This is a genomic window from Janthinobacterium sp. 67 (assembly GCF_002797895.1).
Classification (GTDB): domain Bacteria; phylum Pseudomonadota; class Gammaproteobacteria; order Burkholderiales; family Burkholderiaceae_D; genus Janthinobacterium.
This window is the reverse complement of record NZ_PGES01000001.1, coordinates 3,708,590-3,720,060: the sequence shown is the minus strand read 5'-3', so window position 1 is coordinate 3,720,060 and position 11,471 is coordinate 3,708,590. Positions and strand designations below refer to the sequence as shown.

At 63.4% G+C, this 11,471-nt stretch carries 12 protein-coding genes; 5 read left to right on the top strand and 7 right to left on the bottom strand.

Annotated features, from left to right (window positions below):
* Entirely contained in the window at positions 1-477 is a 477-nt protein-coding gene (bfr, locus tag CLU90_RS16755) for a bacterioferritin (protein WP_065307050.1), read from the bottom strand.
* 422 nt (positions 478-899) lie between these two features.
* Here bfr and CLU90_RS16750 point away from each other — a divergent pair, with 422 nt between their 5' ends.
* Entirely contained in the window at positions 900-1,580 is a 681-nt protein-coding gene (locus CLU90_RS16750; protein ID WP_100428451.1) for a Fe2+-dependent dioxygenase, read from the top strand.
* 219 nt (positions 1,581-1,799) lie between these two features.
* On the opposite strand, the gene CLU90_RS16745 is transcribed toward CLU90_RS16750, so the two are convergent.
* Entirely contained in the window at positions 1,800-2,501 is a 702-nt protein-coding gene (locus tag CLU90_RS16745; protein ID WP_092712257.1) for an energy transducer TonB, read from the bottom strand.
* A 17-nt stretch (positions 2,502-2,518) separates the two neighbouring features.
* The gene (locus CLU90_RS16740; RefSeq protein WP_034745611.1) at positions 2,519-2,734 is read right to left on the bottom strand and encodes a (2Fe-2S)-binding protein; all 216 of its coding nucleotides are present in this window, start codon (positions 2,732-2,734) and stop codon (positions 2,519-2,521) included.
* Between the two features lie 405 nt (positions 2,735-3,139).
* On the opposite strand from CLU90_RS16740, the gene CLU90_RS16735 reads away from it, so the two are divergent.
* From CLU90_RS16735 to CLU90_RS29375, 4 genes are all read left to right on the top strand, one after another.
* Positions 3,140-3,424 carry a FeoA family protein gene (locus CLU90_RS16735; RefSeq protein WP_092712021.1) on the top strand — a complete coding sequence of 95 codons (285 nt, stop codon included), beginning with the start codon at positions 3,140-3,142 and terminating at the stop codon, positions 3,422-3,424.
* 2 nt (positions 3,425-3,426) lie between these two features.
* Positions 3,427-5,328 carry a ferrous iron transporter B gene (gene feoB / locus CLU90_RS16730; RefSeq protein WP_092712019.1) on the top strand — a complete coding sequence of 634 codons (1,902 nt, stop codon included), beginning with the start codon at positions 3,427-3,429 and terminating at the stop codon, positions 5,326-5,328.
* A 9-nt stretch (positions 5,329-5,337) separates the two neighbouring features.
* On the top strand, positions 5,338-5,610 hold the full coding sequence (locus CLU90_RS16725) for a hypothetical protein (protein ID WP_100428450.1): 273 nt from the start codon (positions 5,338-5,340) through the stop codon (positions 5,608-5,610).
* A gap of 70 nt (positions 5,611-5,680) precedes the next feature.
* Positions 5,681-5,842, top strand: coding sequence for a hypothetical protein (locus CLU90_RS29375; RefSeq protein WP_157808844.1), 162 nt, complete (start codon positions 5,681-5,683; stop codon positions 5,840-5,842).
* A 49-nt stretch (positions 5,843-5,891) separates the two neighbouring features.
* Here the strand turns inward: CLU90_RS29375 and nagZ are convergent, their stop codons facing one another.
* The 4 genes from nagZ to CLU90_RS16705 form a co-directional block, all read right to left on the bottom strand.
* Entirely contained in the window at positions 5,892-7,433 is a 1,542-nt protein-coding gene (gene nagZ, locus CLU90_RS16720; RefSeq protein ID WP_100428449.1) for a beta-N-acetylhexosaminidase, read from the bottom strand.
* 182 nt (positions 7,434-7,615) lie between these two features.
* On the bottom strand, positions 7,616-9,226 hold the full coding sequence (locus CLU90_RS16715; RefSeq protein WP_100428448.1) for an FMN-binding glutamate synthase family protein: 1,611 nt from the start codon (positions 9,224-9,226) through the stop codon (positions 7,616-7,618).
* A 101-nt stretch (positions 9,227-9,327) separates the two neighbouring features.
* Positions 9,328-10,338, bottom strand: a complete 1,011-nt coding sequence (locus CLU90_RS16710; protein WP_100428447.1) for a M48 family metallopeptidase — start codon at positions 10,336-10,338, stop codon at positions 9,328-9,330.
* 3 nt (positions 10,339-10,341) lie between these two features.
* Positions 10,342-11,394, bottom strand: coding sequence for a YjgN family protein (locus tag CLU90_RS16705; protein ID WP_100428446.1), 1,053 nt, complete (start codon positions 11,392-11,394; stop codon positions 10,342-10,344).
* Positions 11,395-11,471 lie beyond the last annotated feature (77 nt).

Below are 11,471 nucleotides of genomic sequence, written 5' to 3'. Positions count from 1 at the left end.
TTATTCTTCCACGGCCATTTGGCTCTGGAGATAATTCTGCAGGCCGATTTTGGCGATCAGGTCGATCTGCGTTTCGAGCCAGTCGATATGCTCTTCCGTGTCTTCCAGGATCATCAGGAACAGGTCGCGCGAGACGTAGTCGCCGGCTTTTTCGCTGATGGCGATGCCTTCCTTGACGGTGGCGTGCGCGGCGCGTTCCAGCTTCAAATCGCATTCCAGCATTTCCGGCGTGTTCTCGCCGATCAGCAGCTTGTGCAGCGCTTGCAGGTTAGGCAGGCCGTCGAGCATCAGGATGCGGTCGATCAGCTTGTCGGCGTGTTTCATTTCGCCGATCGATTCTTCGTATTCCTTCTTGCCCAGCTTTTCCAGGCCCCAGTGCTTGTACATGCGCGCATGCAGGAAGTACTGGTTGATGGCTGACAGTTCGTTGGTGAGCTGTGCGTTGAGCATGCGGATGACTTCTTTATCGCCCTTCATGGGATTTCCTTTGTTCGGTGTCGCGTTCGATGATGAAACCGCAGGCTGCTGGCGTTCACTGCCGGGTGGCGCAAGGCTGCCTGGTGGCGCGCAGGTTGCCGGTTTCGCTATGCCCGCATGATAGCGCAAAATGCCGGCGATTTCCGGTGCTAAACGGCATTATTCCGTCTTTTTAACGTAAATATCGTGCGAATAAAACCCATTCTCAAGTGGATTTCGTGATTGCGCCGTTTTTTATTTGTTAAGGAAAATGAAGGCCATTCTCATTCGCGTTCCTGGCGCCATTTTGCCGCCGCAGGCGCGCATGCATGGCCGTGCTGAAAAGGCGGGAAATGTTGGTCCGTTCTTGCCTTTGTGCCTACTTGGCCGCCGCCGGCGATGCGATAATCGGGCAGCGATATTTACTGAAAAAGGATAGCAAGATGATGCTGCATATACCCGGCGTGCTGACGCCGGAACAGGTCACGCATTTCCGCCAGCGCCTGGCGCAGACGGACTGGGTCGACGGGCGCGCCAGCGTCGGCGCGCAAGGCGCGCAAGTCAAGCGCAACCGCCAGCTGGCCGAGGGTTCGCCGCTGGCGCTGGAGCTGGGCGAGATCGTCAGCCGCGCGCTGATGGCCAATCCGCTGTTCTTTGCCGCCGTGCTGCCGCTGCGCATCCTGCCGCCCTTCTTCAACAGCTATGCGGGCGGCGAGCACTATGGCCTGCACATCGACGGCGCCATCCGAACGCCGAAAAACGGCATGCAGTCGATGCGCGCCGACGTCTCGTCAACCGTGTTCCTGAGCGAGCCGGACGAGTACGAAGGCGGCGAGCTGGTCGTGGTCGATTCCTACGGCACGCATGAAGTGAAATTGCCGGCAGGCGACGTGATCGTGTACCCGTCGAGCAGCGTGCACCAGGTGCTGCCCGTCACCAGCGGCGAGCGCATCTGCTCCTTCCTGTGGACGCAAAGCATGGTGCGCGAGGACTGGAAACGCAGCATGCTGTTCGAGCTCGATCAGAACATCCAGAGCGTGCGCGCGGAGCATGGCGATTCGCCGGCGACGGTGGGGCTGACGGGGCATTATCACAATCTGCTCAGAATGTGGGCGGAGATGTAAGGCTGGGGTCAGACCCCCGGCGACGTTGGCGCTGAACTGGGCGTTGGCGGTGTTGAGGGTCTGACCCCATAGCAGGCAAAAAAAAGTCTGCCTGGCCCGGGGATGTAGGCTGGCAGACTGAAACAAGCAAATCGCTTGACTAAAACGGGCGCAAAAAAGCAAGCAGGGCACGGGGTGCGATGCTTGCGGGCTGGCAGCGGCGCCGTGGCCGCCGGAAGGCTAGCTCAGTTGAAAGGTCAGCGGTACTAAAACGTAGACGGGGACGGGCTTGCCGTTTTCGATCATCGGCTTGAACAGCGCGCGCTGCGCGGCCTGGCGGCCCGCTTCATCGAGGTTGGTGTAGCCGGTCGATTTCTGGATCAGGATTTGCTCGGGCAAGCCCTTTTCGTTGATCAGGATGCGCAGCACCACGGTGCCGCTTTCGCCCAGGCGGCGCGACAAATTCGGGTAGATCAGTTGCGGCGCCTTGATGTATTCGACGCTGCTGACGGTGCGCGGCGTCGCTGGGGCCGGTGGCGTCGGCGACGGTGCCGCTGGCGCCGTCGGTGCGGCGGTGGCGACAGGCGCCGCTTCGGCGCGCGTCGGCTGCGGCGGCGTGATCGTCGGTTCGGTCGGCGCGACGGCGATCATCGGCAGCGGCGGGATCACGGCGCGCGGCACGGGCGCGCTCAGTTCCACGGTTTTCGGTACGGATGGCGCGGGCGGTTTCGGCGGCGCCGGCGGGGCGATGATGCTGATGGTCGTGATGGTCGGCATGGCCGCCGTGACGACGCGGCTCAGCAGGCCACTCTGGATGGCGTAAAAGCCGGCGATATGCAGGACGACGATGGCCATCAGCGGCGCGAATTTGTTGCGCTTCTTGTCGAAGTCGGCAAATTGCTGCACGGCCTGCACCGTTACGGGCGGGGGCATCATCGTCATGGCGTTCATCGCTTTCTTTAGTTGGTCAGTACGGCTCGCATCAATACAGTTTCTTGCAGCGCCACGGTGGCGTTCAGGTGATCGTTCAGCACTTCCCGCGCGCAGGTGTGGCATTTGCCGCAGCAGGTGGCCACGCCCAGGTCGCGGCGCAGTTCGGCCATGCTGGACAGGCCAAGATCGACGGCTTGACGGATTTCACGATCAGATATGTTGTTGCAGACACATACAATCATTGATGCACCTTCTGGCTGGAGGATGGAAATGCACTAGTGCCGCGAAGCATTGTTGCTAGTGTTTTAATGAGAATCATTATCATTACGTTTCATTGTCGCGCAAAGTGCGGGACAATGCAAGCGATTTTGATCAAGTGTGCGGCGCCTGGCGGCCTGGCGCGGCGCTTGGATATGTCGTTTTTTTGGATGGCGCAGCCCTTGACGGGGGCGGCTCTCCGGGCTAAATAAAAACTATTCGCATTCATGTTTATAATGCTGGTATTGTCTCGGACGGTCGCCGTCCGGACAGTTTGAAAGACCGCTTGTCGGTAATGCGCAACAGTTGCGTTTTACCTCACAACATCAGGGCGTGCGCCACGCGCAGCAGTCTGTCCCTGGTGTTCTTAATTTGAACGGAATTTGCTCATGACTCTAGTTCCACCCTTGATGACGCTCGACGCGCTGGCAGTCGGCCAGAGCGGCACGGTGTTGCATATCACGCCCCACGCGGCAGGACAGACGGAAGATGGCGTCGACCTCGTCCGCCGCCTGATGGAGCTGGGATTCGTTCCCGGTGAACGCATCCGCATGCTCAAGCGCGGCATTCCCGGCGGCGATCCGCTGGCCATCAAGGTGGGCAATGCCACGTTCGCACTACGCCGCTTCGAAGCGGCGCTGATTACGATTCAACCGCTGATTCAACCGGAATGACCATGGGTGCTGTCGAAACGATCATCGATGCGGGGGTGCACAAGCCGCCGCATCAGCCACAAATTGCCTTGCTGGGCAATCCCAACTGCGGCAAGACCGCCCTGTTCAACCGTTTGACGGGCGCGCGCCAGAAAGTGGCGAACTACGCCGGCGTGACCATCGAGCGCAAGGAAGGCCATTTCACGTCGCCCGCCGGCAAGCCCGTGCGCGTGCTCGATTTGCCGGGCGCCTACAGCCTGTCGGCCACCACGCCCGATGAAGCCATCACGCGCGACGTGGTGGGCGGGCTGCGCAAGGGCGACCCGCGTCCCGACGCCATCATCTGCGTCGTCGACGCCACCAATTTGCGCCTGAACTTGCGCCTGGTGCTGGAAGTCAAGCGCCTGGGCCTGCCCATGCTGCTGGCGCTGAACATGACGGACGTGGCGCGCAAGCGCGGCATGGTCATCGACACGGCCAGGCTGTCGGCCGAATTGGGCATGCCCGTGGTGGAAACCATCGCGGTGCAGCACGATGGCGAAAAAGCCCTGCTCGACGCCATCGATGCCATGCTGCCGCTGCCGGCCGTGGACGCGAAACCGCTGGCGGCCATCGATGCCGTCACCGTCGAAGAAACCCAGCGCGAAGTGCGCCGCATCCTGGCCGCCGTCAGCAACGACACGCAAGACAGCGGCAACCTGACGGAAAAGATCGACGACGTGGTGCTGCACCCCGTGTTCGGCCCCCTCATCCTGGCCGTGCTGATGTTCCTGATCTTCCAGGCCGTGTTTGCGTGGGCCGCCACGCCGATGGAAATGATCACCGATGGCGTGGGCCACCTGGGCGCCGTGCTGACGGCGAACATGCCCGACGGCCACCTGAAAAGCTTGCTGGTGGAAGGCATCATCGGCGGCGTCGGCAGCGTCCTGGTCTTCCTGCCGCAGATCCTGATTTTGTTCTTCTTCATCCTGAGCCTGGAAGACTGCGGCTACCTGCCGCGCGCGGCCTTTTTGCTGGACCGCCTGATGGGTGGCGTGGGCCTGTCCGGCCGCGCCTTCATCCCGCTGCTGTCGAGCTTTGCCTGCGCCATTCCCGGCGTGATGGCGGCGCGCACCATCCAGAATCCGCGCGACCGCCTCGTCACCATCATGATCGCGCCGCTGATGACGTGCTCGGCGCGCCTGCCCGTGTATGCGCTGATCATCGCCGCCTTCATCCCGCAGCGCCAGGTGTGGGGCTACCTGAGCCTGCAAGGCCTGGTGCTGTTCGTCCTGTACTTTGCCGGCATCATCTCGGCCATGGCCGTGGCCTGGGTCATGAAGCGCAGCATGGGCGTGCGCGGCAACCAGCCGCTGCTGCTGGAACTGCCGGCCTATCACTGGCCGCATCTGCGCAACCTGGCCGTCAGCCTGTGGGAGCGCGCGAAGATCTTCCTCACGCGCGTCGGTACCATCATCCTGAGCCTGATGATCATCCTGTGGTTCCTCAGCACCTTCCCCGGTGCGCCGGACAATGCGATCCATCCGCCGATCTACTACAGCCTGGCCGGTATCCTGGGCCGCGGCCTGGAAGTGATCTTCGCGCCGATCGGTTTCAACTGGCAGATCTGCATCGCGCTGGTGCCGGGCATGGCGGCGCGCGAAGTGGCCGTCGGCGCGCTGGGCACCGTGTATGCGCTGTCGCAAACGGGCGACGCGCTGGCCTCGACCCTGGAACCGCTGATCGCCCATTCGTGGTCGATGGCCACCGCGCTGTCCCTGCTGGCCTGGTACGTGTTCGCGCCGCAGTGCCTGTCGACCCTCTCCGTGGTCAAACGCGAGACGGGCGGCTGGCGCTATCCGCTGCTGATGGCCGGCTATATGTTCGCGCTGGCCTACGCCGCCTCGTTCATCACGTACCGCGTCGCCCTGCTGTTCGGCGCCTAGGAGAAAACCATGTGGCAAACTCTCATCGTCGCCCTGATCGTCGCAGCCGCGCTGCTGCATTTCTCGACCAAATACCTGCCGGCCGGCGTGCGCCGCGCCATCGTGCGCGGCCTCGTGCGCTGCGGCCTCGATGAGGCGAAGATGTCGGCCTTCTTCAAGGTGACGCCCGGTTGCGGCAGCGGCTGCGGTTCCTGCGGCTCCTGCGACAGCCCGCCGCCGTCAGCCACGCCACCGGCCGACGGCAGCAGCAAGCGCGTGATCCTGATGCAGGTGCGGCGCTAGGGTCAACGCCGGAGTAGCCACGGGCGCGCCCGTGGGCTACACTGGGCTTTCCGCATGGCAAGGAGTGGCAATGGCGATACTGTTGATCTTCATGTTTCTGTTTGCGGTCGCCACCTGGCTGCTGGCCAGCCGGCGCGGCCGCCACGGGGGACTCTGGTTCGGCATCGGCCTGCTGCTCGGGCCGTTTGCCTTGCTGGCGGTGGCGGCGTTGCCGCCCGTTGCGCCAAGCTGAATGAAAAAAACCCGCACATGCGGGTTTTTTTACGTCGCTAGCGCTGCGCCTACGCCTTGCCGGCCAGCTTGTCGACGACCGGCACGAGCGCGGCCGGGCGGCAGCCGAAGGCGGCCAGGCGGCCTTGCGCGTCGGGCGCCAGGTCCAGGTCATACGGCAAACGGCCCGCCACCAGCCACAGTCTGTCGTGCGGCAGGGCTTCGACCAGGCGGCGCTGGCCGTCGACGAACATGGCGTTATACGTTTGCAGCACGATCTGCCGCGCGCCCTGGGCAAAGGCGATCGCCTCGTTGACCTCTTCTTCCAGCGCCTCGGCCGACAAGGCGTACTCGCGCACGTCCAGGCCCGCTTCGAGCAGCGCCGGCAGCATCGAGCTGCGCGCTTCCTTGTTGCGGCCCAGCGCCACTTCGTCGATCTCGCTGCGCGAGCGCACTTCCACCGTCAGCAGGGTCACGGGCAGGCTGGCGTCGAGCGGGCGGTAGTCGCCCTGCACGCGCAAGGCCGCTTTTTGCAGCAGCTGCGACAGGGCCATCGCGGCCGGCTGCATCAGCGCCGGCGGATGGACCGGGCGTTCGCGCCAGTCGCGCACGGCGCGGTTGCGCTTGAGTTCAGCCACGCGCGCACAAGCCGCGTCGATGCGGGCGATGGAGATGTCGCCGCGCTCCACGGCGGCGATGACGGCGTCGATGGCGGCCGTCTGCTGCGCTTCGCGGTGCGAAATGAGGACGATGTCGGCGCCGGCCTGCAAGGTGGCGATGGCGCCCTGGGCGATGCCGATGCCGTCGGCGATCGCCGCCATTTCCAGGCAGTCGGTAATGACGACGCCCTGGTATTTCAACTCGCCGCGCAGCAGGTCCGTCAGCACGCCTTTCGACAGGGTGGCCGGTACGCTGGTGTCGGCCTCGAAGGCGGGGAAGACCACGTGCGCCGTCATGATGGCGTCCACGCCGCCGGCAATGGCCGCGCGGAAGGGCGCCAGTTCCACGGCGTGCAGGCGTTCCTTGTCGTGCGGGACAAGCGCCATGGCGTAATGCGTATCGGTGGCCGTGTCGCCGTGGCCGGGGAAGTGCTTGGCGGTGACGGCCACGCCGCTGGCGCGCTGGCCGCGCATGGCCGCCATGCCGTAGGCTATGACGGTGGCGGCATCCTCGCCATACGCGCGCACGCCGATGACGGGGTTGTTGCGGTTGTTGTTCACGTCCAGCACGGGGGCGAGCAGCATATTGATGCCCACCTGGCGCATTTCATCGCCGCTGATCTGGTTCATGCGTTCGCAGTCGTCGATGGAGCCGGCCGCCTGGAAGGCCATCGCAGCGGGAATCGGCGTGACGCCCTGTTCGATGCGCATCACCATGCCGCCTTCCTGGTCGATGGAGATCAAGAGCGGCGTGTCGGATACTTCCGCGTTGATCTCCTGCAGTTCGCGGCACAGCGCCGACACTTGCGCGGGCGTGTGCACATTGCGGCGGAACAGGATCACGCCGCCCACCTTCTTTTCGCGTATCAAGGTCTTGATATGCTCGTCCGCCTGCAGGGCGTCGAAGCCCACCATGAACAACTGTCCTATTTTCTCGCGCAAACCCTGTTCCATGCTGCAACTCCTCCGGTATTCATTCTAATGACGACAAGTCCGTATTCTGGCCCCTGGTGACGCATCTGGACAATCACCGGAAAAGCTGCCTTGGTTTTATACTTATTTTGGTATTGTATTGGATTTAGATATTTGCGCAAGTGGTTATTAAGTGGTATTGCTCCACTTGCGCAATGGCCGCATCAATCGAGGCGCTGGAACGAGGCCGCTTGCGCCTCCGGCCAGTACAGGCCGAACACGGGCGGCAGTTGCGGCAGCTGGCTCGGGTCGAGCAGCTGGCCCGCTTCCAGGAAGGGCAGCAGGGCCGAGGCCAGTTTCACCTGGTTTGGCGAAATGCGCCGCACCAGGTGGTGCGGGCGCAGTTCCTGCGGATGCGCCAGGCCGGCGGCGGCGATCAGCTCGGCCAGCGCCTTCATGGTGTTCTGGTGGAAGTGCGCCACGCGGGCGATCTTGTCGGGCACCACGAGCGCGCGCTGGCGCTGCGGGTCTTGCGTGGCCACGCCCGTGGGACAGCGGTCCGTGTGGCAGCTTTGCGACTGGATGCAGCCCAGTGCGAACATGAAGCCGCGCGCCGAGTTGCACCAGTCGGCGCCCAGCGCCAGCAGGCGGGCGATGTCGAAAGCCGTGATGATCTTGCCCGAGCAGCCGATCTTTATCTTGCTTCGCAGGTTGGCGCCCACGAGCGTGTTATGCACGAGCACCAGCGCTTCCTGCAGCGGCGTGCCCACGTGGTCCGTGAATTCCAGGGGCGCGGCGCCCGTGCCTCCTTCGCTGCCGTCGACGACGATGAAGTCGGGCGTGATGCCCGTTTCCAGCATGGCTTTGACGATGGCGAAGAATTCCCACGGATGGCCGATGGCCAGCTTGAAGCCGGTCGGCTTGCCGCCGGAGAGCGTGCGCAGGCGGTCGATAAAGTGCAGCATTTCCAGTGGCGTGGAAAAGGCGCTGTGCGCGGCCGGCGAGACGCAATCCTCGCCCACCATCACGCCGCGCGTGGTGGCGATCTCGATGGTGACTTTCGGCCCGGGCAGCACGCCGCCGTGGCCCGGCTTGGCGCCCTGCGACATTTTCAGCTCGATCATTTTGACCTGTTCCGAGCTGGCGTTGGCGATGAAGCGTTCCTCGGAAAACGTGCCATCCTGGTTGCGGCAGCCGAAGTAGCCGGAACCGATTTCCCACACCAGGTCGCCGCCGTTTTCGCGGTGATAGGGGCTGATGCTGCCTTCGCCCGTATCGTGCATGAAGCCGCCGCTGCGCGCGCCGCCGTTCAGGGCCAGGATGGCGTTGGCCGACAGGGCGCCAAAGCTCATCGCCGAGATATTGAAGACGCTGGCCGAATACGGCTTTTCACGTGGGCAGTCCGGATGGTTGCCGATCTCGATACGAAAATCGTGGCCCGTCACCTTGGCGGGAGCGATGGAATGGTTGATCCATTCATAGCCCGCTTCATAGACGTCGAGCTGGGTGCCGAACGGACGCTTGTCCGTCTGCTCCTTGGCGCGCTGGTAGACGATGCTGCGCTGGCTGCGCGAGAACGGCGTCGCCTCGCTGTCGCTTTCCAGGAAATACTGGCGGATCTCGGGGCGGATGCTCTCGAAGAAAAAACGGAAATGCGCGAGGATGGGGTAGTTGCGGCGCAGGGCGCGCTTCGTTTGCAGCAGGTCGCTGATGCCAACCAGGGTCAGGGCACCGGCCAGCACGGGCAGCCAGTAGTGATCGTAGTAAAACAGGGACAGGACAAAGATGGCTGCCGTCGCAATGAAGGTCAGGTAGCGAAATGGTACTAGGTGCATGGGCACTCCGGTGAAGTCAGACTGATATTGCTGAGTCTACCTTCGATTCGCGGAACGTGCTGGGGGGAAAGAACGCGGCGCCCGGTGAACGCCGCGCGGGATTACCGCTGTGCTGCGCGGATGCGTTCGACACGCTCGGCGCTGGCCGGATGGCTCGACAGGTAGGGCGTGCCCTGGTCCAGCTTGCCCAGGGCGACGAACACTTGCGCCAGGTGTTCCAGCGCGATGCCGTTCTGGCGCAGCATGGTGATCGCGTAGTCGTCCGCCTCGCGCTCGACGTCGCGCGAATACTTCAAGTCCAGCAGCAGCGGCGGCAGGGTCGCCACCACGGTCGACACGTCGCCGAACAGCAGCGCCGCGCCGGCGCCCACGGCCGAGGTCTGGATCAGGCGGCGCGTCAGGTGGCGTTGCTGCAAATGGCCCAGTTCATGGGCCAGCACGCCCATGATGGCCTCGTCGTCCGGCATCAGTGCCACCATTTCATCGGTGAGCACGATGTCGCCGGACGGCAGGGCGAACGCATTCGGACCGATCTTGCTCTTGCGGAAGACGATGCGGTGCTCGGGCGTGCTGTTGCCGGGCGTGGCCAGGCGCGCGAACTGCTGGCGCAAGGCTTGCTGGCGCGCGCCAGCGAGCTTGCTTGCCTCAAACACGTGCTTGTCGAGGAAATCGAGCACGCCCTGGCCCAGCTGGCGCTCAACGGATTGGGGAATCGCATACGCGACGCCCTTCGCCACTACCGGCAGCAGGTACTGATAGCTGAGCCACAGTGCCAGCACGGTGGCGACCGTGGCCAGCAGGGCGCCGCGCCAGCTTTGCTGCAGCCGCACCACCCAGCCGTCGCGGTGGCCCGTGTCGTGCAGCAAGTCGTTGAAGGCCGCCTGGTCGGCGATCTCCAGGTAGGCGCCGTCGGGAAAGCTGACCTTGCGCACGGCGTGGCTGCTGCGTTCGGACACGTGCAGCTCGCCCAGCGGGCAGCTGCGCTCGATGTCGCCGGCCAGCACGGCCATGCCATCGCGCACGCTGAGCGTGACGTGGTACAGGCGCGAGGTCTGGCCGTCGAAATAGCGGGCGGCCAGGGTAGCGCGGTCTTCTTGCTTGTCGGCGTGCATTGCTTACATCGACAGGTCGAAGTCCAGCAGGTCGGCCATGCCTTCGCCCGTGGCCGAGACTTGCTGGCCCGTGGCGGCGACAAACTCGTCCAGGCTGCCGTGCACCAGCATCGACGTCGCTTCCAGGCGGTACTTCAGCCAGCGCACGTGGGCGAATGGCGAAAACAGGCCCAGGGTGACGACGATGCCCAGCAGGTTGGTCAGCATGATGAAGGTGGTGCGGCCCCAGGTCAGCTGCGACTGGAACTGGTGCTGCTGCAGGCGCGTGTGGTTCCAGATCAGGTTCTGGATCATGGTCAGGAACAGCGGCAGCACGGTAAACATCCACAGGTACAAGGCACCGATGGCAAACAGCAGGCTGCCGACCTTGGTGGCATCGTTGGCGTGGGCCGCAAACGAGGCAAACACGCTGCCGAAGACGACGAAAATGAGCACCAGCAGACCGCCCAGCAACAGCGCGAAGAACAGCAGGTAAGTCTTGTAGAAGCTGCCCACCGTGGCATCAAAGCTGAACTGGCTGCTGCCGAAACGGCTTTGCGTGTGCTGGAAGCGCTTCAGGCGCTGGTGCAGGAACGGCGTCATCAGGCCAGCCGTGAAGGTATTGAGGATGGGCAGCCACAGGAAATACTTGTAGGCTTCCTTGGCGCTGCCGCCGAATCCGAAGCGGATGCCACGGTAGCTGGTGTTGTACAGCTTGAATTGCAGGCTTTTCCATACCAGCCAGGGCAGGATGGCGGCCAGCAGCACGAACATCAGCAGGCCGACGATGGGCGAGACACGCAGGGCGATGTTGTAGCCGCCGATCAGCACGACTGCCGCGATGCGGCCCTTCAGGATGGCGACGGCATTGCCATGGTATTCGAAGCTGCTGCCAGCCAGGTGGGTGCTGGAATAGAAATAGCGGTTGCGGCGCACCTTGGCCCAGGCGGAATAAATGCCCAGGGTGACAATGCTCAGCAGCAGGTTGACGATCCAGATACGGAAGTATTCGCTGCCGGTCGCGCTGAAGGTAATGGCTTCGCGTTTGGGCGTGGTGTTGTTGGTGTCGAAATCCACAGAGGGTTTCCTTACTTATTGGAAACAAAACAAGATAAGGGAAGATTGAAAAGTTATCAATTGAAAATACTGTTTTT